This window comes from Hyphococcus luteus, assembly GCF_002943565.1.
In the GTDB taxonomy this organism is placed as follows: domain Bacteria; phylum Pseudomonadota; class Alphaproteobacteria; order Caulobacterales; family Parvularculaceae; genus Hyphococcus; species Hyphococcus luteus.
Genome location: NZ_PJCH01000011.1, coordinates 273,636 through 297,912, shown reverse-complemented (window position 1 = coordinate 297,912; position 24,277 = coordinate 273,636). Strand labels below are relative to the sequence as shown.

Here is a 24,277-nt window from a genome sequence, read left to right as displayed (position 1 = left end):
CCCGCTTTCGCGGGAATGAGCGGAGAGATTTTTAAAGGATACGCTGTCTTTTATGCTGAGCGTCGAAGAAGCAATTGCGGCTGTTTTGACGGATGCGGAAGCGCTTTCGGCGGAGAGCGTTTCTCTAAACGGCCTCACGGGCCGCATCGCCGCGCAGGATGTGATCGCCCGGCTGACGCAGCCGCCTTTCGCCGCCTCGGCGATGGATGGGTATGCGGTGCGCTTCGCTGACATGAAGCAAGGCGCGGCGCTCAAGGTTATGGGCGAGGCGCCGGCGGGCGCGCCTTTTGACGGATCGGTGGGCGAAGGAGAGGCGGTGCGGATATTCACCGGCGCCGCCGTCCCTGAAGGCGCCGATCATGTGATCATTCAGGAAGACGTCACGCGCGACGGCGAGACAATCACCGTCAATGCGTCTCAAGAAAAACCGCGCAATATCCGCGCGGCGGGGATCGATTTCAAAGAAGGCGATGTGCTCGCCCATGCAGGGGAACGGCTGCATGAAATCCACGGCGCGATCTTTGCGGCGGCGAATATCGTGAAAATTTCGGTATGTCGACGCCCGAAAGTCGCGGTTTTCTCCAATGGCGACGAACTAATGGAGCCGGGAACCGATTTAAAGCCCGGCCAGATCGTCAATTCCAATCATTACGCGCTGTCGGCCATGATCGCGGCCTGGGGCGGCGAGGCGGCCTATTTCGGCTGTGCGTCCGATGACGAGGAATCGATCCGCGACTATTTCCGGCGCGGCGCGGAAGCGGATGTGATCGTCCCTGTGGGCGGCGCCTCGGTGGGCGATTACGACTACGTGAAATCGGCTTTTGCGAAAGAAGGCGGCGAGATCCGCTTTGAAAAAGTCGCCGTGCGTCCCGGCAAGCCTACCTGGTGCGGCGCGTTAAAAGGCGCGCGCGTCGTTGGCCTGCCGGGCAATCCCGCTTCGGCGCTGGTGACGGCGGCGCTTTTCGTGCAGCCGCTGGTGCGCCGCCTTGCGGGCGAGACTTGGGCCGCGCCTTTTGCGACAGCGCGGCTTGCGGCGCCGCTGGCCGCCAATGGCGGGCGCGAGGCCTATCTGCGGGCGGAAGCAAAGAACGGCCGGATTGCACCCGCGCCCAACCAGGACAGCTCGCTGCTTTTTCCCTTCGCCGCGGCCAACGCCCTGATCCGCCGTCCGGCCCATGCGCCCGCTCTTGAGGTTGACGGCGAAGTCGAATTCGTCTGGCTGCGCTGAATGCGGATTGCGGTGATCTTATCCGGCGGCGGCGGGCGGCGCATGGGCGGCGCCGACAAGGGCGCGTTGAAACTTCTGGGCGAACGGATGATCGACCGCGCCGCGGCGCGCCTTACCCCGCAAGTCGACCGCATCCTGATTTCCGGTCCCCATGATTACGGAACCGGCCTCACAGCGCTTCCCGATCTTGAAGACGGCCCGCTGGGCCCGGCTGCGGGGTTGTGGGCGGCGCTCAAGTGGATCGAAGAAAACGCGCCGCAGGCGGACGGTTTCCTGACGGCGCCCGCGGACGGGCCTTTCGCGCCGGACGATCTTTTCAAACGGCTTTCCGCGCAAGGCAAATGCGTCATCGCCGCGACGGCGGGCGGCGTTCATCCAACCTTCGCCTGGTGGCGCAACGACGCCTTGCGCGCGGCGCTTGACGCCGCGCCGAAAGGGGAAGGGCTGTCCTTAAAAGCGCTGGCGGCGGAAATCGGCGCGCGCCGCGTCCTCTTCGCCGACGAAAAGGCGTTCCTCAACATCAACACGCCGGAAGACCTGAAACGCGCCGAAGACCAGCTTCGCGGTTAGAGAAACCGCGCCACCACGTCTTTATAAGACCGCGAGAGTTTCAGCTCGGCGCCGTTGTCGAGAATAAGGAAATATTCGCCGTTCGAATGCGGGTGCAGCTCCTTCACCCGGTCGATATTGACGATGGCGGAACGGTGCACGCGCTGAAAACGCGCCGGATCGAGCCGAGTCTGCAGCGCTTTCATGGTTTCGCGGATGATGTGCGTCTTTCCGCGCGCATGGATGCACATATAATCGCCCGCCGCATCGATCCATTCGATTTCATGGGCGTCAAGCACGACGACTTTCGAGCCGTCCTTAAAGGACAGGCGCTCGGTGTAGCGCTGTTTGTCGGACCAATCGGGATCGGCGATCAGCTCCTTGATGCGGTCGCGGTCGTCGTCGGACAGCGAGGCCAGCATTTCTATGAGCTTTGATTCACGGTCTGCGGCGGCTTTGCTTTTGAGGGCTTCGCGGGCGCGATGGAGGGCGTCGTTCAGGCGTTCTTCTTCCACTGGCTTCACTATGTAATCGAGGGCGTTTGCCTCAAAAGCATCGATGGCGTATTTGTCGTAGGCGGTGACAAAGACGAAGAGAGGCGCCGGCGCGCCGATCATCGCGCGCACGACGCCGAAACCGTCGAGCCCCGGCATTTGAATGTCGAGAAAGACGAGATCCGGCGATTGCGCCTTGATTTCTTTCACCGCCTCGCGACCGTTCGAGCATTCGCCGACGATCTCGATTTCCGGAAAATTCTGCAATCGGTGTTTGAGGCCGCGCAAGGCGAGCGGCTCGTCATCGACGAGAAGGACTCGGATTTTTTCATCGGTCATGAGGATGGGTTCCCCCGTGTTTCAAACGGAATTCTGAGCGCCACGCAAAGCCCCTGGGGCTCCACATGGCGGAGGCGGAAATCGCCGCGGTCCTGATAAAGATAGTTGAGGCGGTCGCGCATATTGACGAGACCGACGCCGGTTTTGACGTCTCTCAAAAGCGCCGACGGGTCTTCCGGCGCATTGGGGCCGTTGTCGCACACGCTCATGCAAAGCATGTTTCCTTCGCGTTTCGCGGCGATGCGGATCTCGCCGCCCGATTCCATCTGGGCGATGGCGTATTTGATGGCGTTTTCGATGGCCGGCTGCAGGATGAGCGAGGGCACATAGGCGCTCATGGCGTCCTCGTCGATGTCAAAGATGACATTCAGCCGGTCGGCGAAGCGGGTTTTCTCGATGGCGAGATAAAGTTCGAGTGCGCGCACTTCTTCGGCGAGGGAGGTTTTCTGCAACGGGTCGCTGTCGAGAGAGTAGCGCAGGAACGCCGACAGCTTCGTCAGCATGGAGTTTGCCTGGCGACCGTCCTGTTCGAGCACCAGCGTCGAAATCGCGTTCAGCGTGTTGAAGAGAAAATGCGGATTCAACTGGTAGCGCAGCATTTTGAGTTGTGCCTGATCGGCGAGCCGCGCCGACAGGATCGCGCGCTCCATCTCGTTGCGGAGTTTCAGGTAATAGTTGACGCCGAAATAAAAGCCCGCCCATGAGCCGAGCAGGAAGAGGTTCACTGGCAGGTCCGGCACGATGAGGAGAAGATAGTTCGTGGTGCCGAGGCTCGCGCCGCGCAAATCCATCCAGGCGTTGCCGAAGAGAATGCCGAAAGTCTGCGCTTTCATCGCCGACATGGCGACGGCCATGAGGATGGTCGAGGTCAAAACGATGACGAGGAGGAGCGCCGGTCCCTGACGGCGCGCGAAACGATAGATCGGGCGCGCAAGAATGCTGGTCGTCAGAAAGCCGATGAGAGAGGAGGCGACGGAATAGAGGAGGGAGTCCGTCGACCGGCCGGCGACGAAGGTCGAGACGCTCAGAATATGCAGCGCGAAAAAGCCGAGCCAGCCGGCGATCTGGAGAATCCAGAACATCCGGGCTTTGTCGGCGAAGATCCAGTTCATCCAGGCGCGGCTGCGCCCGTCGCTGTCGATGAACGGTCCCGCCCCGGCCGGGGAGGCTGCGATGGAGGTCATATTCACGGTCTCGATCTTGTTCATTGAAATTGACCTCTCTCGCCGCGTGCGCCAAGCGCGCTGCGGCGAACCGCTCCTCACATGCGATGAATGTCGCAGGCGCCTGTCTTCAAACAGGAATTGTAGCCCTATTCCCCCAGGGACAACAATCTGACGTCGCCGCCCGCCGCGGTCGTATTGATGGTTAAGGCCCGTTCGGCGGCGAAGCGCCAGGGGGCGTCGAGGCTTGAGACCAGCGGGATGATCGGGCCTTTGCGCTGGGCGAGAACCCTTTCGATTTCCGCGCGGCCCGCGGCGGCGCCGTCAAAGGCGGCGAGGCGGATGTGCGGGTCTTTGAGGAGCGCGTGAGAGAGGTGGGGGCCGGCGATAGCGAGGGCGCCTTTGGGCGCGCCGGCGGCCGCGAGCGCGGCGGCGAGATTTTTCGCGGCGTCGCCCTCAACGGCGATGACGGTGTTGCCGGCGGCGAGGCAGAGCAGCATTTGTTTCAGATCGGCGCCGTCCGGACCGCCGCCGCCGAGACACAGCGCAAGCCCGCGGGCGCGCAGTTTCAGCGTGTTGGATTCCCCGGTCGGGCCCGGAAGCTCCGTATTCGCTGCAAAGACCGCATGCGCGTCGGCGATTTCGCGCGCGAGGCTTTCATCAACGCCGTCGAGGCGCTGCATGGTTTTGTCGAGCACGGGTCCGCGCTCCACGGCGTTCCAGGCCCGCAAAGCATGGAGCGCATTTTCGCGCGCGGCTTTTTCAAGCGAGCTTTCTTCGCTTTCCATCACCGGCGCCGGGGCTTCGCCGTCAGGGCGCGGGCGCTCTTGAAGCGCGGAAAGATAATGCGGGCCGCCGGCTTTCGGCCCCGTGCCGGAAAGCCCTTCGCCGCCGAAAGGCTGCACGCCGACAACGGCGCCGATCTGGTTGCGGTTTACATAGACATTGCCGATGCGGGCCCGGCGCGCCACGCGCTCCATGGTTTCGTCGATGCGCGTGTGAACGCCCATGGTGAGGCCGTAGCCGAGCGCGTTGATGTCGTCGACGAGCCCGTCGAGCTTGTCGCCGTTAAAGCGCAGGACATGCAGGACCGGCCCGAAAATCTCGCGCTTCAGATCGGACAGCTTGCGGATCTCGAAGGCCGCGGGCCTGACGAAGGTTCCGCTGACGCCATGATCGGGCTCCGGCGCAAAGGCGACCGGCGTCGCCTCAAATTTCATATGGTCGGCATAGTGCTGGATTGTCTCGCGCGCCTCTTCGTCGATGACGGGGCCGACATCGGTGTAAAGTTCAGCCGGATCGCCCACGGCGAGTTCGGCCATTGCGCCGGCCAGCATTTCGTTGAAACGCTCAGCGACGTCTTCCTGCACGCAGACGACTCGGCAGGCGGAGCATCGCTGGCCCGCGCTCTGGAAAGCCGACGAGACGACGTCCATCACCGCCTGTTCGAGGAGCGCGGTGGAATCGACGATCATCGCATTGATCCCGCCGGTCTCGGCGATCAGCGCCGCATCGGGCTTGCCGGCGGCGACGAGGCTTTTCTTGATGATATGCGCGACCTCGATGGAGCCAGTGAAGACGACGCCGGCGACATGCGGGTGCGTGGCCAGCGGCGCGCCCACCGACGGCCCGTCGCCCGGGAGGTAATGCAGCGCGCCCGCCGGCACGCCCGCCTCGTGCAAGAGCTTCACGGCCTCGAAAGCGATCAGCGGCGTCTGTTCGGCGGGCTTGGCGATGACGCAATTCCCGGCGGCAAGACTGGCGCTCACCTGGCCGAGGAAAATCGCCAGGGGAAAGTTCCAGGGCGAAATGCAGGCGACGACGCCCAGCGGCGCGCCGGGGAGTTCTTCGCTGCGGTCGGCGTAATACCGCAAAAAGTCCACGGCCTCGCGCACTTCGGCGATGGCGTCGGGCCAGGTCTTGCCCGCCTCATAGATGGCGAGGGCCATGAAATGCTCGCCGCGGTCTTCAAGCATGTCCGCGGCGCGGCGGAGAGGCGCGGCGCGCTCCGCCGCGGGCGTTGCAGCCCAGTCTTTCGCGTAACCAGCGGCGGCGTCGCAAGCCGCGTCGACATCGGCTTCGCCGGCGTTGTGAACGGCGCCCACGGGATCGTTTTCGAAAGCGGGGTTGGTTACTGACACGCGCGCGCCGGAGAGCGTTTCGCCATTGACGATCGGTTGCGCCTCCACTGGCGCCAGCATACTGCGCGCCGCTGGCGACATCTGCTCGGCGGTCGGCGGGTGCGTCTCGTCCCAGCCTTTCGCGGCAAGGCGTTCGCCGCCGAGCGTGTCGCGCGGCGCCGGAATATGCGGATTGGCGTAAGCGGAAAGGCCGGCGATCTCTTCCAGCGGATCAGCGACCACGTCGTCTACAGACAAATCCGGATCGATGAGCTGATTGACGAAGGAGGAATTGGCGCCGTTTTCAAGAAGCCGGCGTACAAGATAGGGCAACAGCTCCCGGTGCCCGCCCACCGGCGCATAGATGCGCGAGCGTGCGCCGGTCTCAATCAGGCTGTCATGCAGCGCCTCGCCCATGCCGTAAAGACGCTGCAGCTCGTAATCTTTATGCGCGCCCGCCATTTTCTGCACCATCGCGGCGGAGAGCGCATTGTGGGTGGCGAATTGCGGGAAGAAGACGTCGATATTGTCGAAGAGTTTGCGCGCGCAGGCGAGGTAGCTCACATCGGTGAGCGCTTTCCGCGTGAAGACGGGATAGCTTTCAAGCCCCATCATCTGCGCGCGTTTGATTTCGGAATCCCAATAGGCGCCCTTGACGAGGCGGACCGTGATCCGCCGGCCGGTTTCGCGCGTCAGCGCCGCGAGCCAGTCGAGGACGTAAGGCGCCCGGCGCTGATAGGCCTGCACGACGACGCCGAAGCCATCCCAGCCGTCAAGCGCCGGGTCGCGCATCAACTGCTCAATAATGTCGAGGGAGAGATCGAGGCGGTCGGCTTCTTCCGCGTCAATATTAAACCCCATATTGGCGGCTTTGGCTTCGATGGCGAGGTCGCACACCCGGCCCCCGAGTTCGGAAAGGACGCGCGTCTTCTTGCCGTATTCATATCGCGGATGCAGCGCCGAAAGCTTCACCGAGATGCCGGGATTGGCCGGGGCGTAGTCGTGTTTTGAATGTTTGGCGATCGCCGCGATGGCGGTTTTGTAATCGTCGAAATATTTCAGCGCATCGGCGTCGGTGTGCGCCGCTTCGCCAAGCATGTCGTAGGAGAAGACATAACCCTTGTCTTCAAAACGCCGGGCGCGTTTCAGGGCGGACTCGATCGTTTCGCCGAGCACGAAATGCTCGCCCATGATGCGCATGGCCTGCGCCACCGAGGCGCGGATCACCGGCTCGCCCAGCCGGTCGAGGGCGTCTTTCGTCGCCTTGGCCATGCGGCCTAAGGGATCTTTCGCCTCGATCTCGTCGAGCCAGGAGGCGGTGAGCATCAAGGCCCGGGTCGAGAAATTGACCAGCGGGAAAGGGCTCTTGCCTTTGTGCGCGCCCCAGTCGCCGGCCTCGATCTTGTCCTCGATGAGGCTGTCGGCGGTCGTCGCGTCCGGGGTTCTAAGCAGCGCCTCGGCAAGGCGCATCAGGGTCACCCCTTCAGCCGTCGACAGCCCGTATTCCTGCAGGAATTTGTCGATCAGCCCCGAGCGCTCCGCATTCGCCCGGGCGGCGCGCACGAAATCCGCCGCGCGGGCCTGGGCTTCGTCGCGGGTCGCGTCGTCAAGGCCCGCAGCAGCGGCGAGCGCCGGGAACAGCATGTCTTCGGGAGCAAGATAGTGATCACGAATACGGGCGCGCAGGGGCGCTAATGGAGCGTTTTGGGACATCACAGCCTTATGAGACGGTTTGGTCCCGCTTACCGCATCCCGAAAGCCAAGGGAATGCCGGGAAGGAAGGCCGCAAACCTTGCTGCATTGCGCCATTGCCAGCGTCCTCAGCGGGTTCTAACTACGAGGCGAGCCCCGCGATTTGAGGCGCGCGGGCGAAGCGTTTGACGATGACAAGACCTTTAAGGCCGAAAGGACGCCCCTAATGACCGAAGCCTATATTTATGACGCAGTCCGCACGCCGCGCGGCAAGGGCAAGGCGGACGGCTCCCTCCATGAGGTGACGCCGGTCGAACTGGCGACGCAAGTGCTCCAGGCGGTGCGCGACCGCAACGAAATCGACGCCGGAGAGATCGAGGACGTCGCCCTTGGCTGCGTCTCGCCGGTAGGCGAACAGGGCGCGGTGGTCACGCGCACGGCGGTCTTGAACGCCGGCTATCCGGAAACCACCTCGGGCATCCAGGTGAATCGTTTCTGCGCCTCCGGCCTCGAAGCGATCAATATCGCCGCGGCGAAGGTGAAAGCCGGCGAAGCCGACCTCACCATCGGCGGCGGCGTCGAATCGATGAGCCGCGTGCCCATGGGCTCCGACGGCGGGGCCTGGCCCACGGACCCGGCGACGGCCTTCAAGACCTATTTCGTGCCGCAGGGCATCTCCGCCGATCTCATCGCGACGAAATACGGCTTCTCCCGCGACGATGTGGACGCCTATGCGGTCGAAAGCCAGAAACGCGCCGCGCAAAGCTGGAAGGAAAACCGTTTTTCCAAATCCATCATGCCGGTGAAGGACGTCATCGGCGAGGTGCTGCTCGATCATGACGAGACAGTGCGGGCCAACACCGACATGCAGTCGCTCGGCGCGCTCAACCCGTCTTTCGCCGCACTCGGCGACTTTCCCGGTTTCGACGCCGTGGCGACGCAAAGATATCCCGAGCTTGAAAAGATCAACCATGTCCATCACGCCGGCAACTCGTCCGGCATTGTCGACGGCGCCGCGGCGGTGCTGATCGGCAATGAAGAAATCGGCAAGAAGCTGGGGTTGAAACCCCGGGCGCGGATCAGAGCCGCGGCGTCAATCGGGTCCGAGCCGACGATCATGCTCACCGGACCCGAATTCGCCGCGCAAAAGGCCCTGAAACGCGCCGGCATGGATAAAAAGGACATCGATATCTGGGAGCTGAACGAAGCGTTCGCTTCCGTTGTCCTGCGCTTCATGCAGGCGCTCGACATCGATCATTCCGACATCAATGTAAACGGCGGCGCCATCGCCATGGGCCATCCGCTGGGCGCCACCGGGGCCATGATCCTCGGCACCATGGTCGATGAGCTCGAACGCTCCGGCAAGGAAACGGCGCTCATCACGCTGTGCATCGGCGCCGGCATGGGCACGGCGACGATCATCGAGCGCGTTTAACCAGAAGAATTCAGGACGGATACGGACAATGACCTACAAAGCAATGAATGTTGACGTTGACGGCGACGGCATCGCGCTCGTCACAATCGATCTTCCCGGAAAATCCATGAATGTCTGGGATGCGGATTTGATGGAGGATTTCGCCAAATGGGTCGACGCCTTCATCGCCGACGAGAATGTGAAAGGCGCGGTGATCACCTCGGGCAAACCCTCGGGGTTCCTGGCCGGCGCCGATCTCAACATGCTCGGCGGCGGCGGCATGGGCGGCGGCGCCAGCAAAAAGGAACAGTTTGAATCGGCCTTTGCGCTCAACGCCACGCTGCGCAAGCTGGAAACCGGCGGTCACCCGGCGAAAGCGCTGCAGAAGGGCGAAGCGCACGCCAAGCCGGTCGCGGCGGCGGTGAACGGCCTTGCGCTCGGCGGCGGGCTTGAGCTTGTGCTCGCCTGCCATCACCGCGTCGTTGCGGACAACCCGAAAATCCAGCTCGGCGTGCCGGAAGTGCAGGTCGGGCTTTTGCCCGGCGGCGGCGGCACCCAGCGTTTGCCGCGTCTCGCCGGCCTTCAGAACGCCGCGATGATGGCCACGCAAGGAAAACCCATCGATCCCGCGACCGCGAAAGCGCAAGGCATTGTTCAGGAGGTCGTTCCCGCAGACGACATCGTCGTCAAGGCGAAGGAATGGGTGAAGGCCAATCCCAAAACCACGCAGCCCTGGGACAAGAAAGGCTTCAAGTTCCCGGGCGGCGGCGGCGCCATGGATCCGCGGGCCGTGCAGTTCTTCATCGGCGCCAACGCCATGGCGCAAAAGCAGACCCAGCACAATTACCCGGCCGTGCAGTATATCCTTTCCTGCATGTATGAAGGTTCGATCGTGCCTATGGACACGGCGATCCGCGTCGAGTCGAAATATTTCCTGAAGCTTTTGTCGAGCGACCAGACCCGCAACATGATCCGCACCCTGTTCATCAACAAGCAGGCGGCGGAGAAGGGTGAACAACGCCCGAAAGACGTCCCGCCGTCTGAGATCAAGAAGGTCGGCGTTCTCGGCGCCGGCATGATGGGCGCCGGCATTGCTTATGTGACCGCCAAAGGCGGCGCGGACGTCGTATTGATCGACCGCGACCTCGAATACGCCGAAAAAGGCAAGGGCTATTCGCAAAAGATCGTCGAAAAAGGCGTGTCGCGCGGCAAGGTGACGAAGGAAAAAGGCGAAGAGCTGCTGGCGCGGATCACGCCGACGACGGATTATGACGATCTCAAAGACGTCGATCTCATTATCGAGGCGGTGTTCGAGGACCCCGACGTCAAGGCCGACGTCATCAAGAAAACCGAAGCGGTGATTGGCAAGGACGTCATCTTCGCTTCGAACACCTCGACCCTGCCGATCACGGGGCTCGCCAAACATTCCGAACGCCCGGACCAGTTCATCGGCATTCACTTTTTCTCGCCCGTCGACAAGATGCCGCTCGTTGAAATCATTCCCGGCGGTAAAACCGGCGACAAAGCGCTCGCGACCGCGCTCGATTATGTGCGCCTCATCAAGAAGACGCCGATTGTCGTCAAGGACACGCGCGGCTTTTACACCAACCGCGTCGTGCCGCCTTACTTGAACGAGGCGATGCTCATGGTCGCCGAAGGGATCAAACCGGCGCTCATCGAAAACGCCGCGAAGTCGCTGGGCATGCCCGTGGGCCCGCTGGCGCTCACCGACGAGACCTCGCTGGAGCTCGGGCTTCGCATCATGAACTCCACCAAGAAAGAACTCGGTGACGACTACAAGCCCACAGGCGTCGAGGACCTTCTCGTGAAGATGGTGGAAGACCTCGGGCGCAAGGGCCGCAAATCCGGCGGCGGGTTTTATGAATATCCCGAAGGCGGCAAGAAACATCTCTGGGCCGGCCTTTCGGAATATTTCCCAGTCGCGGCGGAGCAGCCTTCGCTCGACGAAGCCAAGGAGCGCCTGCTTTACGCCCAGCTTATTCCGGCGGCGCAATGCTACGCCGAAGGCATCGTTTCCGATCCGCAGTCGGCCGATCTCGGCGCGATTTTCGGCTGGGGCTTTGCGCCCTGGACCGGCGGGCCCATGAGCCATATCGACACGATCGGGGTCGAGACGTTTGTCAGGAAGGCCGAAAGCCTCGCTCAGAAATACGGCTCCCGTTTCAACCCGCCGGAGAGCTTCCGCGAGATGGCGAAAGCTGGCGACAAGCTCTACAAAAAGGCGGCTTGACCCGTCGCCAAAACATAATATTCGTTAAGAGGGCGGCCTTTCGGCCGCCCTTTTCCTTTAAGGCTTGCCGCACCGCAAAAGCGTTGCTAGGAACCCGCCCGAATCGGATTTTTTCCACAAAGCTCAAGGACCCCGCATCATGGCGCTCGAACGCACCTTTTCGATCATCAAACCCGACGCGACGCGCCGGAACATCACCGGCAAGATCATCTCCAAGCTGGAAGAGGGCGGCTTGCGCGTCGTCGCCTCCAAGCGCATCCGCATGACCAAGGATCAGGCGGAAGGGTTTTACGCCGTCCATAAAGACCGTCCGTTCTTCGGCGAACTCGTCGAGTTCATGATGTCCGAGCCGGTCGTCGTGCAGGTGCTCGAAGGAGAAAACGCCATCGCGAAAAACCGCGAAATCATGGGCGCGACCAATCCGGCCGAAGCCGCGCCGGGCACGATCCGCGCCGAATTCGCCGAATCCATCGGCGAAAACTCCGTGCACGGCTCCGACGGCCCGGACACCGCCGCCCAGGAGATCGAGTTCTTCTTCTCGAAAGACGAGATTGTCGGCTAAGCCGCACGCTGGCTGACGAAACGAAACGGCGCGGGCCCGCAAAGGGACGCGCCGTTTTGTTATGTATCCGCGCCGTGACGCGGTTTGCGGCCTGGGCTATGCTTTGCCGCAAAATGATAAGGGAGCGCTCATGACAATCCGGTTCTTTATTGTTCTCTTCGTCGCGATGGCGCCCATCTTTTCCGGCGCTGCGGCGCAGGACGCATATCCGCAGCCGGCCGAAGGCGATTTTCTCATCGAGGATTTTGCATTCGGCACGGGCGAGACGATGGATCTCAATCTCCACTATCGCACCATCGGGACCTTGCGCCGGGACGCCTCCGGCCGCGCGACGAACGCGGTTCTCATTATGCACGGCACGACCGGTTCGGGCGCATCCCTTTTGCGCCCGATCTTTGCGGATTACCTTTTCAAGCCGGGCGGTCTTCTCGATGCGGAAGAATATTTCATCATCCTGCCGGACGGGATCGGTCATGGCGATTCCTCAAAGCCGTCCGACGGGATGGCGATGGATTTCCCGAAATACGATTATGAAGACATGGTCCGCGCCCAGCATGCGCTTTTGACCGGCGGGCTCGATGTCGATCATCTGCGCCTCGTCATGGGGACGTCCATGGGCGGCATGCACACATGGATGTGGGCTTACATGTATCCTGAATTCATGGACGCCGCGATGCCGCTCGCAAGCCTTCCCGTCGAAATCGCCGGGCGCAACCGCATGCAGCGCAAGATGGTGATCGACGCCATCATGGACGATCCGGCGTGGAAAGGCGGCGATTATAAAGAAAAGCCCATGCGCGGCATGACGGCGGCGATGTATCCGCTGATCTTCATGGTTTCGAGCCCGCTGCAATATCAAAAACAGGCGCCGACGCGCGAAGAGGCCGAAGCGTTTCTCGATCAGCTTGTGGAGCGCTATACGAGCGCGCTCGAGCCGAATGATACGATTTACGCCTTCGACGCTTCGCGAAACTACAATCCGGCGCCCCATCTCGGTGACATCGAGACGAGGCTTGTCGCGATCAATTCCGCCGACGATCAGGTCAATCCGCCGGAGCTGAAAATCCTCGAGCGCGAAATCGAGAAAGTCCCGAACGGCAAGGCGATCGTTCTGCCGATCACGGATGAAACACGGGGCCACGGGACGCATACGGTCGCGAAAATCTGGGCGCCGTATCTCGAAGAGCTGCTTGAGACGACGAAGTAGCGCGCATTGGCGTTGCTGCGATTGCGATTTCGCCAGCGGCGGCGTGACCGAGGGGCGGGGCGGCGGTATTTTCTCCGGGACTGAAATCGGGAGAAAAAATATGAAAAGACTGTTTGCCGCCATGATGGCGGGCATGTTTTATGCCGGGCCCGCCTCTGCGCAGGATATCGCGCCGCCTGAAGCTTGCGAGCCCGGCGCGCCGCATCCTTCGGCGCCGGAAGAGATAGAACAGTTCGCCTTTCTGATCGGCGATTACACGATCAATCTCCACGCCTGGCGGGAGGGCCATTGGTCGCCGCCGAAACCGGGCGTCACGGCGCGCTGGAACGGCTGGTACGGCCTTGAAGGCATGGCGGTGGTTGATGAGTGGTATAATCCGGACCCGGCGCAAGACGCCGACAGTCCCCGCGGGATCAATGTCCGCATGTATGATCCGGAAGCGGAAGAATGGGACATGATGTGGGTCGCAACGAGCGGGCGTCAGGTGCAGGATCTGCGCGCCAAAATGATCGACGGCGTTCTCACCATGTGGCAGGTTTATCCGGAAAGGCCGGATTTCAAGGCGACGTTCCACATTGACGATGAAGATCACTGGAGTCGGATCAGCTACGTCAAGGATGATGGGGGCGAATGGGTCAAGCAGTACAAGCTCGCCGCAACGCGGATTCCTTGCGCTGAGTAAATGTTGACTTAAATCAACATGGAAAGGCTTCCGGCCGGTTAAGCTTGGGGATCGCCAAAACAGGGTGCGCCATGAACAAAGCGATCAGGATCGAGCAGCATAGCGGCCTTGGCATGCTGTGGTTTCTCGGCTGGCTGTTTTCACTCGGCTTTTTGAAAATGAGCTTCTGGAAGGGCTTGCTTGCGCTTTTTGTGTGGCCATATTTTCTGGGAGCCCATTTCGAGAAGGCGGCGGAGCCTCATGCGGGCGCGCCTGCCGGGCTTGAACAACCGCAAAGCGAGCGAGACTGATCGAGGTTCATGAGCGGCAATCTTCTTATCGATTCCCTGATTTCTCTTGCAGCGATCGCGCTGATGGTGGGCGTCGCCTGGGCCTTCTTTCGCAGTCCCCCGGCGCCCGTCACGGAGGCGGCGGCGGCGGAAAGGCTCGCCTTCGACGAACCCGATTTCCGGCCCGTCCGCTGGCTCATCGACCGGGAAGGGCGCGCCGCCATGGCGGAAGGGGCGGGCGGCGACATCGCCCTTGTTTCGCGCCTTGGGATCGATCTCGTGACCCGGCGTTTTCCGGCTGAAGCTGTACGTGCGGCGGAGGAGGCGGGGGCGCTGGTGATCCGCCAGACCGACCCCGGCTCGCGCCGGCTTGTAATCGAGGCGGAAGGCGCTGCTGAATGGGCTCGCAAACTGGCCCCGGCCGGGGCAAAATAGGCCTATGGATTTCAACTATCCGGATATCATCTCTTACGCGGTGCCCGCATTTCTGGTGTTGGTGATCATCGAGATCATCACTGCGCGCTTCACGGGCCGGGGGCGTTATGAAGCGCGCGATTCCGCGGCCAGTCTGATCATGGGCTTCGGCAGCCAGATTGCGCCGCTGCTTGGCGGGCTCGCCGTTATCGGGGCCGTGTTCGTCGCCGCTTATGAGTTCCGCCTGACGACCATCCCGAACACTTGGTGGGCGGTTCTTCTATGTCTGGTGCTGGATGATTTCCGTTATTACTGGTTTCACCGGATCAGCCATGAGCGGCGCTGGTTCTGGGCGAGCCATGTGATCCATCACTCCTCCCAACATTACAACCTGACCACGGCGCTGAGGCAGACATGGACCGGCAACATTCTGGCGTCGATCCTGTTCAAGACGCCCCTGGTTTTTATCGGCTTTCATCCGGCGATGGTCGCTTTCGTCGGCGCTATTAGCCTGCTTTACCAGTTTTGGATCCACACGGAGTTGATTGACCGGATGGGCCCTTTCGAATGGATATTCAACACGCCGAGCCATCACCGCGTGCATCACGCCACTAATCCGCGCTATCTCGACGCCAATTATGCGGGCATCTTGATCATCTGGGACCGGATGTTCGGCACTTTCATTCCCGAAGAGCGGTCGGAAAAGCCGCGCTACGGCATCGTCAAAAATCTCGGCACCTTCAACCCGCTGGTGATCTCCTTCCATGAATGGATCGGGATCGCGAAGGACGTCTTTCGGGCGAAGTCCCTGAAAGAAGTCGTTGGCTACACCTTCGGCCCGCCGGGCTGGTCGCCGGACGGTTCGCGCATGACCTCGGCCATGATTAAGGAGCGCTGGGCCCGCATCCATGGGGAAAATCTCGAGCCCGCCGCCAAAAAAGACGCGCCGGCGGTCCAGCCCGCCGAGTAAGCGGGCGCGGCGTTCGCCCGGCGGTTGAAATCTCCCCGATTTCGCCGCATTCGCCCCATTCCGGCCCCATAGGGCGCGCCGGCGCCCGGATAAATCCTTAATTTCTTCGAAGAACGGCCTCGCTCCGCCGCCATCTTGGCTCCTGAGAGAGACAAGGGAGCGCACCCATGCCCGCCGCCATCATCACGAACACCGCCGCCGCAGCAGCCGCAGCCGTTTTTGTCGCGGCCGCCTCGCTGGTCGGGGTGAAAACCGGCCCGGCCTATGAAGACGGGGCTGTGAAAGCGCTCTCCCAAGCCGACGCCGCGACTTACGCTGAAACCGTGTTCCAGCGCGCGGACCGCGACGGCGACGCCGCGCTGGGCGTTGACGAGTTCGCAGCGCTGACCGTCGTCACCGCGGAGCTCGCCCATCTCAACGGATTTATTTCGGTCGAAAAGGAAGGCGCGGTCGAAACCATCGCATTGCCGATCAGCGCGCCGGGCGCGCTTGGCGATGCTGAACAGACGCGCATCGACGCGGTGGCGCGTCACACTTTTTACGCCTTTGCAGGCGAAGACGGCACAATGCAGCAGGGGGAGTTTTTGGGGCTCCAGGACGCGATCTTCGCGTCTTCGGACCTCAATGCGAACGGCGCGCTGACGCGCACCGAACTGTCGCTTTTTGCACAGCGCCAGGCTTATCTACGCCCCAGAGCTTAGATCCTTTTGGAGGCTGAGCTCCCAAGCCTGACGCACTCCGGCGGCCGCTGTTGATCCATGCCCTAGATCGACAGCGGCCAACCGGCGGATTGTTTCATCGTCGACAAAACGAAGTTGGAAGATGAGTCCTTGACGCCCGGCAGGCGGACCAGCTTTTTCAGCGCCACCTCAGCAAAGGCGTCCATGTCGCGCGCTACAACCTGCAAAATGTAATCCCCGGCGGCGCCGGAAATCGCCGAACAGGAAACAACCTCGTCAATGAGGTTCACCTGTTTTTCGAAGATGGCGAGGTGCTCCTCCGTGTGAAAATCGAGCTTCACGAAGATATAGGCGAGGACGTTCAGTCCTGCGGCGCTCCGGTCGACCTTTGCCGAATAGCCGGTGATGACGCCTTCCGCTTCGAGCTGTTTCACCCGCCGGTGGGCGGCGGAGACCGAAAGGCCGACCCTGTCGGCGATCTCGGCGTTGGTGAGTCGCCCGTCGCGCTGGAGGAGATCGAGGATTTTCTTGTCGGATTCGTCAATCATGGAATATTTTCCTGTTTTTCTAGTTTATACAGGAAATTTTATCAAAAATATCTGACTTTTCGGGATTTATGAAAAGAAATCCCAGCGGAAATTCTTATGTTTACGGCATGACCCAGGCATCCGCAGAAGCCGCGACGGCCCCGAAAAATCCTTTCGCCGCGAACACCAGCCATGCGCTGCGCGGAGATTACGAGCATATGCGCGCCGATTACACGGTGGAGCAGCCCTATGAGCGCTACACCGAGGCGGAGCAGGCGCGCTGGCGCATTCTTTATGACCGCCAGAAGAAGCTGCTGCCGGGCTATGCGGCGCAGGAATATATCGACGGGCTTGAGGCGCTGAACGCCGGCGATGCGATCCCGCGGCTTGAAGACGCCAACAAGGTTCTGGGCGAGGCGACCGGCTGGCAATTGATCGCCGTGCCGGGGCTTATCCCGGACGGCGTGTTTTTCGACCACCTCGCCAATCGCCGCTTTCCGGTCGCCTGGTGGATGCGCGAGGAGCATGAGCTCGATTATCTTGTGGAGCCGGACATCTTCCACGACTTTTTCGGCCATGTGCCGCTTCTCTCCAATCCGGTGTTCGCAAGTTACATGGAGAAATACGGCAAGGGCGGGCCGAAAGCGATGGAGTACGGCGCGCAGCATATGTTGGCGCGGCTCTATTGGTACATTGTCGAGTTCGGCCTCATCAATACCGAAGACGGCCTGCGCGCCTTCGGCGCCGGCATGCTGTCATCGAAAGACGAGACGATCTATTCGGTCGAGAGCCCGAAACCAAACCGCGTCGCCTTCGATCTGGAACGTGTGTTGAACACCGCCTACATGGTCGACGACTTCCAGAAGACTTATTTCGTCATCGACAGTTTCGAGCAGCTTTTCGAAATCTGCGATTGCGATTTCACGCCGTTCTATGAGCGCGGGGCGGGCAAGGACCCCATCAATCCGGAAAAACTCCTGCCGACGGACAAGGTGATCACGCGCGGCCAGTGGTAATGGCGCGGGGCGTTAAGCGCCCCGCCAACGGTAAACCCGGCCGCCGCCTTTCTTGCGGCCCGTATCCTCAACGCCGGGCAGGCGGCCGGCGCGCACCGCCTCCAGAAACTCCCGGCCAAAGCGGACCTTGTCGCCGATCCACAAATCGTTCCAGCCGGCGCCGTAGATTTCAGGATAATGAAACTCGCCCGGCGCGCGCCTGGCGATGCGTTTGTGGAGACGACTCAGTTCTTTTTCATCCATGAGTCTCACCGGACAGTTCAGAGCGGATTTCTAACACGTTTGTACGGCGCTCGTTACGCCGCGATTTCATGCTTTTTGATGATGCCGCGGATTTGGTCATAGGTGAGGGAGAGCGCTTCCGCCGCGCGCTTCTGGCTGCCGCCGTTCTTGGCGAGCGCGTCTTCGACAATCGCTTTTTCCAGCTTACTCATATAGGCGCGCAAATCATAAGCGTCGTGCGGTGTTTCCGGATGCGTAAAGCTGACGGGCGCGCCTGTAAGCTGTTTTTTGGGCGCCGCTTTGCTGGCGTCAAACTTGCCGTAAAAACCTTCAAACGGATCTATGACAATCTGCGAGATTGCTCCTTCGGCGGCGCCTTCGCCCCAATGAAAAGCGGCGCGCTCCACGACAGTCTTCAGCTCACGGACATTGCCCGGCCAGTCATGGGCGTTCAGCGCGACCATAGCCTCCGGGGCAAAGCCCGGAAATTTCAATCCTAGCTCCGCGGCGGCGCGCGCGCCGAAATGAGCGGCGAGAAGCGCAATGTCATCGGGCCGGTCGCGCAAAGGCGGCGCGAAGACAAGCTCTGACGCCAGCCTGTCCAGAAACTCGGCGCGCATTTTTCCTTCATGGGCGAGGCGGCGCAGATCGTCCGTCGCCGAGGCGATAATCCGCACATCCGCTTTGCGGGGTTCCTCGCCGGCTGGCCGTTCATACTCGCCGTCTTCGATGACGCGCAGAAGTTTTTCCTGAACAGCGACAGGCGCGGCGGCAATATCCTCCAGAAACAGCGTCCCGCCTTCCGCGCGCTCCAATCGTCCCGGCCGGCGCGAGCCGCCCGCCAGGCCGAAAAGCTCGGCCTCGAGCTGGCCTTCGGCCATGGCCGCGCAGTTCACCCTGACGAGGGGGCCGTCCCAGCGGGGCGACAGGAAGTGGATGCGAGCGGCGATCAGCGCCTTGCCGGCCCCGCGTTCGCCCAAAACGAGCGCCGGGCGGTCGATCATTGCGACGCGCGAGGCGTGATCCAGCGCGTCGAGAAAGACTTTCGACTGTCCGATCAGGTCGGGAGGGGTTTGAGGGTCAGCCATAGGTGAAAAATACCACCAAAAAATGGTATTAAAAACCTAAAAAACGGGATTATAAGCCTGCCTATGAAGGTGCAGAAAACCGTCAAATCTATTTTTCCCTTTGAAAACAACATCCTAAAAAAATATCTCCGGCGAGCCTTCGCTTTGGCGTAGTGAATCCGTGACGGGGTTATCAAGCAACCCAGACCGCTGAGGAGATCAAACGATGAGCCGATACAGATACGAAGATCGCGGCAGTTACGACCGGGATTGGGACCATCGTCTCAACACGGCGCTGCGCGGCCGGGCGGGCTTCGCCTGGGGCGCTTTCTTTCTCGGCTTCATTCTCGGCGGCATCATTTTCTAGGAGTTTTTCGCCATGGGCGTTTTTTCAAGACTGAGCGACATCATCAATTCCAACCTCAACGCCATGCTCGACAAGGCGGAGGATCCGGAAAAGGTCGTGCGCCTCATCATCCAGGAGATGGAGGACACGCTTGTCGAGGTCCGCTCCAATGCGGCGCGGGCGCTGGCCGACTCGAAGGAAGTGAACCGCAAGAAGGCCGAATTCGCCAAACGCGCAGCCGAGTGGGAATCGAAGGCCGAACTCGCCATCGCCAAGGGCCGGGAAGACCTCGCCCGCGGCGCTGTGGCGGCCAAACGCAAGGCCGAAGAGATGATCGGGCTTCTCGACCAGGAGCTCAAAGCCATCGACGAGACCGTCGGCAAGGCCAATGACGATCTCGCCCGGCTGCAGGCCAAGCTGAAAGAGGCGCGCGCCAAACAGCGCTCCCTCGAAATCCGCCGCAACGCCGCCTCCGACAGCGTCCGCGTCAGCCGCCAGGTCAATGACGGCCGCATTGAAGAGGCGCTCGCCAAGTTCGACCGCTATGAACGCCGCATAGATGAGCTGGAGGGCGAAGCCGAAAGCTGGTCTTTGGGCCGTCCGCGCACGTTGGAGGACGAATTCGCCGAGCTTGAGGCCGAAGATGCCATCAATGCGGAGCTTGAAGCCTTGAAACAGAGGGTCGCGAACCGCACATCCTCCGGCGGGCAAGGTTAAAACAAGGGCGAAGGGGCGACATCATGGAAGAAATGATCGGACCTATTGCGATCGTGGCGATCATCTTCGTCGCCTGTCCGGCGGTGTTTTTGCACTACCGGACGGAGCTGAGAAAGACGAAGACGATTTCCGCCGACGATGAGCGGCTTGTGGACGATCTCTGGAAGACCGCGCAGCGCCTTGAGCGCCGCGTGGAGGCGTTGGAGACCATTCTGGACAAGGAGGCGCCGGACTGGCGCAAGGATTATCCGGAGCGTCCCCATGCCTGATTATCACCATCATCACCATCATCATCACTGGCGCGACAAGGACAGCTACGCCTATCGCGCCGGACAGCCTGGGCCTGGACCGAATTTCCACCGTCTGCGGAGGAATACGCGGCGCGGCAAGATTGCCGGCGTGTGCGCCGGTCTCGCCGATTATTTCGGGTGGAGTGTCAAATGGGTGCGGGTCCTGTCCATTCTGTTGACAGTGTTCTTCTTCCCGTTCCCGATTTTTGCTTATGTTGCGGCGGCGATCTTCATCAAGCCGGATGACGGCCCGCCCGTGGAATATCGCGATCAGGAAGAGGAGCGTTTCTGGCGCACTTTTTCGACACGCCCGAAGGCGACGTTCTCTGAACTGAAGCATCGTTTTCGCGCGCTCGACGCCCGGCTTGCCGATCTGGAGCGGGCGGTGACGTCTGACGAATACGGACTAAGAAAAGCGTTCCGCGACCTCGAACGCGGCGCCTGAACAAAGACAAGCTGAAGAGAGAAGAGATGCCTGTTTTCGACAGGCGGACATGGGGAACGTGCGTCTGTCGCGCGCGCAAAGGAGAGAGATCATGACTGCGTTGATCATGCTTGCAAAAGGAGTGATGCTGATCGTGCTGGCCTTGGCTGCGTTTGCCGGTCTCGCCATGGCGCTGGGATTTGAGCCGGCGGGCGCGGATGAGATTGCAAAATGCAACGCTACGCCGGCGCCGGTCTGTCTTTTCACCATTCTTTGACGCGCCTTCCATAAGGCGCTTGCCGCGACGAGGCGCGCCGACTAAGCTTTCACATCACACATCAGAGCCCGGCCAAGAGGCTCCAGCGAGGACGCGAAAGTGATGGATGAAGGCAAGCGCGGTAGGCGCGCGGGCGGCGAGGATTCTTCAGGCCGCGCGCCCGGCGAAAAAAAATCGAAAAAACGAAATTCAAGAAGACGCGGCGGCGGGCGGCGGGAGCCGGTGCGGCTCGCCGCGCTCGATCTCGGCACTAATAATTGCCGTCTTCTCATCGCCGCCCCGCGCGGTCGCGATTTCCGCATCGTCGATGCGTTTTCGCGCATCGTGCGGCTGGGCGAAGGCCTCTCGCAGTCCGGCGTCCTGTCGGAAAACGCCATGGAGCGAACCATCGCCGCCCTTGCGGTCTGCGCGGAAAAAATCGAGCGCCGCAGCGTCACCCATATGCGCTGCATCGCGACGCAGGCCTGCCGGGGCGCGCGCAACGGTCTTGAATTTCTTGAAAAAGCGTCGGCGCGAACCGGCCTTCAATTCGACATCATCTCGACGGAGGAGGAGGCGCGGCTGTCGGTGGCCGGCTGCGCGGAGCTGCTCGATAAAGACGCCGAAGCGGGACTGGTCTTCGATATCGGCGGGGGCTCGACCGAGCTTTCCTGGGTGCGCCGCAACGAAAAAGACGGGCGCATCGAGATCGCCGCCTGGACGTCGCTGCCTTTCGGCGTCGTCTCCATCGCCGAAAAATGGGGCGGACGCGACATGAACGCGCAAACCTATGCGGCGGTTGTCGCGGAGGCGCGCGCCGCAGTCGCGCGCATCGGCGATCCGGCGGGGATGAGGGAAAGCTTCGTCAGCGACCGCGCGCATCTCCTCGGCACCTCCGGCACGGTGACCTCGATCGCCGGCGTTCATCTCGGCCTGCCGCGCTATCGCCGCGACAAGGTGGACGGCCTTTGGCTGACCATCGAAGACGCCAGGGGCGTCACGGAAAAACTCCGTGTCATGAGGTTTGAGGAGCGCGCAGCGGAGCCCTGCATCGGGGAAGAGCGCGCAGACCTTGTGGTCTCGGGCTGCGCCATTCTCGAAGCGTTGCAGGCGGAATGGCCCGCAAGCCGCGTGCGCGTCGCCGACCGAGGCCTGCGCGAAGGCATCCTCGCCGATCTCGCAAGACAGGCGCGTCAATCGAGAAAGCGGTGATAGAATTGGGCGCGGGGAGAGGATTTGAATCTCTGACCTATAGGTTATGAGCCTGACGAGCTACCGGACTGCTCCACCCCGCGCCAACTTTTTACGGTTTCCGCCAAATCGGCGTTCGCCGCAAGATCGCAGATTTTGGTTTTTCGGCCTTCGCCGAAGGGCGGACTGCTCCACCCCGCGCCGACTTCGCTGAAACCTTGATTTCAGCGCCTCCATTCGCGTTTTGAGGAGCGCAACCGGCGCGCCTAGCGAACCGGAAAGCGGAGTATAGCGAAGTGCGCGGCCCGCCGCAATTAGCGCGATGCAATAGTGCAGTAGAGTTCTTCAGCTACGCCGCAGACGTCGTCATTCCGATTGTGGAAGTCCAGCAGGCCGAACGATGCACTTTTCGTTCGGTGGCGCAGGCGGACCAGGACCGATACCGGAATTTGCCGTCGCTCTTCATGCATCCGCTGAAACATATGGCCGGACGAGCGAAGGCCATGCGCGAAGATCCAAGCTGGTGGACTGCGGCAAGACGCTTTACACGATATTCGGATGGCTTGTGGTCTCGCTAACAATCCTTACCGGCGCCGGCATTCTTCGCCGTCAAGGCTTGCAGGACAGATAGCTTTTGCGCCAGACGCCCATTCCCGGCTTGTACCGTAGCGGCCGCAAGCGGCGAGGCTGTTTTAAGCAAGCGATAACGGCGCCGATGACTGGCGAATTGCAATAACTTACATTCTTTTATTTCGTAAATATAAAGAATACATCTGTCCAGCCCCATTCTCATGGGCTACTTTAATAATGTCACCTCACAATAATGAAGTGCTACCCGATGTTGGGCCACCCGGCTGGGGGATTTCCGGGTTTCAGTTTCACGGCGGATTTGCGTCCGTCGCGGGAGTGATCAGCGAGATCGGCGGTTTATATCCGATTGCGCTGTGCGGATGTGCTTCATTGTAGTCTCTGCACCATTCCTCCATTTTCTGACGCGCGTCGTCAGGGCTTTAGAACCAATGTGCGTTCAGGCGCTCGGCTCTGAACTTCCCATAAACGACTCGATGAAAGCGTTGTCGGTTGGCTTGCCGGGCCATGAGAAGTCCAGGACGACATCGTTTTTCACGGCAATGCGGGATGCGCTTTCGGGGCGGCGTTCCCGTAGTGGAGCGTCACTCAGGTTATTGATTTATCAACATCATGCGTTAGTCTCCCGTCAGACAACATAAGTCTGACGGAAACTGTGCGAGGAAACAGATGACCACATCTTTCGGGCGTGAGTATAACGCCGCCAAGACATACCGGCATATCGAAGCAGCGCCCCATTGCGCGGCGATGGGGGCGGAAATCAAGGGCGTCGATGTCGGAAATCTTTCCGATGACGCCTTCAAAGAAGTTGAAGACGCCTTGTTCCGTCACAAAATGATTTATCTGCGCAACCAGGAGATCGACGCAGGCGTGCTTGAATCGTTCAGCGCTCGCTTTGGCGAATTTGCAGATGACGCGTATACCGACGGTATTGACGGGCATCGAAATGTGCAGCCGATCATCAAGGAAGCAGACGTAAAGACGGGCTGGGTTTTCGGCGCGGGTTGGCATACCGATTCGCCATTCCTTAAGCGTCCTCCGGCAATCAGCATTCTGTATGGCGTAGACATTCCTCCCTATGGCGGCGATACGGTATGGGCGAATTCCGCGCTGGCGTACCGTTTGCTCAGTCCCGCCATGAAAGACCTGATCGAGTCGCTGAAGGTTCACATGTCCATGCGAGACGTGCTTGTTGGCGCCCAGACGAAAGGCAATCCGGGCGACGATCCTATCGGCAAACTGGTAAAGTTGCGCGCCGCCGCCGAGCTGCCCGAAGACTTAAAAGAAAAGATTCAAGGCGCGTATCACCCGCTTGTCAGGACTCACCCGGTGTCAGGCGAAAAGTGCCTATATGTGGACGGGTCATACGCGATCAATTTTGAAGGCTTCGCCGAGGAGGAAGCGGCGCCGATCATCGGTTACCTGGTGGGGCACATCACGCAGCCGGCCTTTATGTGCCGTTTGCGCTGGGAGCCGAAAACCTTGACGCTTTGGGACAACCGCCTGTGCATTCATCAAGCGCTCAATGATTATGACGGGTTCAGGCGCGAAATGTACCGGACGACGATCGCCGGAGAAGCGCCAAGATAAGCCAGAATT

The 24,277-nt window shown here is 61.1% G+C and carries 25 protein-coding genes, 1 tRNA gene and 1 pseudogene; 19 read left to right on the top strand and 8 right to left on the bottom strand.

What is annotated here, in order from left to right:
• Positions 1–52 precede the first annotated feature (52 nt).
• Together CW354_RS15630 and mobA are read left to right on the top strand one after the other, a co-directional pair.
• On the top strand, positions 53–1,228 hold the full coding sequence (locus CW354_RS15630) for a molybdopterin molybdotransferase MoeA (RefSeq protein ID WP_104831018.1): 1,176 nt from the start codon (positions 53–55) through the stop codon (positions 1,226–1,228).
• Positions 1,229–1,240: 12 nt separating this feature from the next.
• Positions 1,241–1,798 (top strand): molybdenum cofactor guanylyltransferase, encoded by a 558-nt coding sequence (mobA, locus tag CW354_RS15625; RefSeq protein ID WP_165793758.1) that lies wholly within the window; start codon positions 1,241–1,243, stop codon positions 1,796–1,798.
• Here mobA and CW354_RS15620 read toward each other — a convergent pair.
• From CW354_RS15620 to putA, 3 genes are all read right to left on the bottom strand, one after another.
• Entirely contained in the window at positions 1,795–2,610 is an 816-nt protein-coding gene (locus CW354_RS15620; protein WP_104831016.1) for a LytR/AlgR family response regulator transcription factor, read from the bottom strand. The two genes, mobA and CW354_RS15620, sit on opposite strands and share 4 nt — an antisense overlap.
• The gene (locus tag CW354_RS15615; protein ID WP_104831015.1) at positions 2,607–3,818 is read right to left on the bottom strand and encodes a sensor histidine kinase; all 1,212 of its coding nucleotides are present in this window, start codon (positions 3,816–3,818) and stop codon (positions 2,607–2,609) included. Before CW354_RS15615 ends, CW354_RS15620 begins: the two co-directional genes overlap by 4 nt.
• Positions 3,819–3,922: 104 nt before the next feature.
• A complete protein-coding gene (putA, locus tag CW354_RS15610) occupies positions 3,923–7,606 on the bottom strand; it encodes a bifunctional proline dehydrogenase/L-glutamate gamma-semialdehyde dehydrogenase PutA (RefSeq protein ID WP_104831014.1) in 3,684 nt (1,227 codons plus the stop codon).
• Positions 7,607–7,811: 205 nt separating this feature from the next.
• Here putA and CW354_RS15605 point away from each other — a divergent pair, with 205 nt between their 5' ends.
• From CW354_RS15605 to CW354_RS15565, 9 genes are all read left to right on the top strand, one after another.
• Positions 7,812–9,020: an acetyl-CoA C-acetyltransferase gene (locus CW354_RS15605; RefSeq protein ID WP_104831098.1), complete on the top strand. Its 1,209-nt coding sequence runs from the start codon at positions 7,812–7,814 to the stop codon at positions 9,018–9,020.
• Between the two features lie 28 nt (positions 9,021–9,048).
• On the top strand, positions 9,049–11,250 hold the full coding sequence (locus tag CW354_RS23950; RefSeq protein ID WP_104831013.1) for a 3-hydroxyacyl-CoA dehydrogenase NAD-binding domain-containing protein: 2,202 nt from the start codon (positions 9,049–9,051) through the stop codon (positions 11,248–11,250).
• A gap of 139 nt (positions 11,251–11,389) precedes the next feature.
• Entirely contained in the window at positions 11,390–11,812 is a 423-nt protein-coding gene (ndk, locus tag CW354_RS15595) for a nucleoside-diphosphate kinase (RefSeq protein WP_104831012.1), read from the top strand.
• A gap of 130 nt (positions 11,813–11,942) precedes the next feature.
• On the top strand, positions 11,943–13,019 hold the full coding sequence (locus tag CW354_RS15590) for an alpha/beta fold hydrolase (protein ID WP_104831097.1): 1,077 nt from the start codon (positions 11,943–11,945) through the stop codon (positions 13,017–13,019).
• Positions 13,020–13,119: 100 nt separating this feature from the next.
• Positions 13,120–13,701 (top strand): hypothetical protein, encoded by a 582-nt coding sequence (locus CW354_RS15585; RefSeq protein WP_104831011.1) that lies wholly within the window; start codon positions 13,120–13,122, stop codon positions 13,699–13,701.
• A gap of 71 nt (positions 13,702–13,772) precedes the next feature.
• A complete protein-coding gene (locus tag CW354_RS15580) occupies positions 13,773–13,991 on the top strand; it encodes a hypothetical protein (RefSeq protein ID WP_104831010.1) in 219 nt (72 codons plus the stop codon).
• 9 nt (positions 13,992–14,000) lie between these two features.
• Complete coding sequence (locus tag CW354_RS15575; protein ID WP_104831009.1) at positions 14,001–14,405, top strand: hypothetical protein; 405 nt, start codon at positions 14,001–14,003, stop codon at positions 14,403–14,405.
• 4 nt (positions 14,406–14,409) lie between these two features.
• On the top strand, positions 14,410–15,354 hold the full coding sequence (locus tag CW354_RS15570) for a sterol desaturase family protein (protein WP_104831008.1): 945 nt from the start codon (positions 14,410–14,412) through the stop codon (positions 15,352–15,354).
• Positions 15,355–15,521: 167 nt separating this feature from the next.
• Positions 15,522–16,055, top strand: a complete 534-nt coding sequence (locus CW354_RS15565; protein WP_104831007.1) for a hypothetical protein — start codon at positions 15,522–15,524, stop codon at positions 16,053–16,055.
• Positions 16,056–16,117: 62 nt separating this feature from the next.
• Here CW354_RS15565 and CW354_RS15560 read toward each other — a convergent pair whose 3' ends face one another.
• Complete coding sequence (locus tag CW354_RS15560; protein WP_104831006.1) at positions 16,118–16,582, bottom strand: Lrp/AsnC family transcriptional regulator; 465 nt, start codon at positions 16,580–16,582, stop codon at positions 16,118–16,120.
• A 107-nt stretch (positions 16,583–16,689) separates the two neighbouring features.
• Between CW354_RS15560 and phhA the strand changes: the two genes are divergently transcribed.
• Complete coding sequence (gene phhA / locus CW354_RS15555; protein ID WP_104831096.1) at positions 16,690–17,577, top strand: phenylalanine 4-monooxygenase; 888 nt, start codon at positions 16,690–16,692, stop codon at positions 17,575–17,577.
• 12 nt (positions 17,578–17,589) lie between these two features.
• On the opposite strand, the gene CW354_RS15550 is transcribed toward phhA, so the two are convergent.
• Complete coding sequence (locus tag CW354_RS15550; protein ID WP_104831005.1) at positions 17,590–17,820, bottom strand: DUF1413 domain-containing protein; 231 nt, start codon at positions 17,818–17,820, stop codon at positions 17,590–17,592.
• Between the two features lie 53 nt (positions 17,821–17,873).
• The gene (locus tag CW354_RS15545; protein ID WP_104831004.1) at positions 17,874–18,887 is read right to left on the bottom strand and encodes a sigma 54-interacting transcriptional regulator; all 1,014 of its coding nucleotides are present in this window, start codon (positions 18,885–18,887) and stop codon (positions 17,874–17,876) included.
• Positions 18,888–19,092: 205 nt separating this feature from the next.
• Between CW354_RS15545 and CW354_RS23510 the strand changes: the two genes are divergently transcribed.
• The 6 genes from CW354_RS23510 (at position 19,093) to CW354_RS15520 (ending at position 22,111) form a co-directional block, all read left to right on the top strand.
• Positions 19,093–19,233, top strand: coding sequence for a hypothetical protein (locus CW354_RS23510; RefSeq protein ID WP_165793757.1), 141 nt, complete (start codon positions 19,093–19,095; stop codon positions 19,231–19,233).
• 12 nt (positions 19,234–19,245) lie between these two features.
• The gene (gene pspA / locus CW354_RS15540; protein WP_104831003.1) at positions 19,246–19,929 is read left to right on the top strand and encodes a phage shock protein PspA; all 684 of its coding nucleotides are present in this window, start codon (positions 19,246–19,248) and stop codon (positions 19,927–19,929) included.
• 23 nt (positions 19,930–19,952) lie between these two features.
• Positions 19,953–20,198, top strand: coding sequence for an envelope stress response membrane protein PspB (gene pspB / locus CW354_RS15535; RefSeq protein WP_104831002.1), 246 nt, complete (start codon positions 19,953–19,955; stop codon positions 20,196–20,198).
• Positions 20,191–20,664, top strand: a complete 474-nt coding sequence (gene pspC, locus CW354_RS15530; protein ID WP_165793756.1) for an envelope stress response membrane protein PspC — start codon at positions 20,191–20,193, stop codon at positions 20,662–20,664. The genes pspB and pspC overlap by 8 nt, the downstream gene beginning before the upstream one ends.
• Before the next feature lie 91 nt (positions 20,665–20,755).
• On the top strand, positions 20,756–20,920 hold the full coding sequence (locus tag CW354_RS23505) for a hypothetical protein (protein WP_165793755.1): 165 nt from the start codon (positions 20,756–20,758) through the stop codon (positions 20,918–20,920).
• Positions 20,921–21,022: 102 nt separating this feature from the next.
• Entirely contained in the window at positions 21,023–22,111 is a 1,089-nt protein-coding gene (locus CW354_RS15520) for a Ppx/GppA phosphatase family protein (protein WP_104830999.1), read from the top strand.
• Between the two features lie 6 nt (positions 22,112–22,117).
• Here the strand turns inward: CW354_RS15520 and CW354_RS15515 are convergent.
• A tRNA-Met gene (locus CW354_RS15515) sits at positions 22,118–22,194 on the bottom strand.
• Between the two features lie 774 nt (positions 22,195–22,968).
• Positions 22,969–23,219: pseudogene (locus CW354_RS23835) on the bottom strand (integrase core domain-containing protein); the annotation flags it as partial.
• Positions 23,220–23,425: 206 nt separating this feature from the next.
• Here CW354_RS23835 and CW354_RS15500 point away from each other — a divergent pair.
• Positions 23,426–24,268, top strand: coding sequence for a TauD/TfdA dioxygenase family protein (locus tag CW354_RS15500; RefSeq protein ID WP_165793754.1), 843 nt, complete (start codon positions 23,426–23,428; stop codon positions 24,266–24,268).
• The last annotated feature ends 9 nt before the right edge of the window (positions 24,269–24,277 follow it).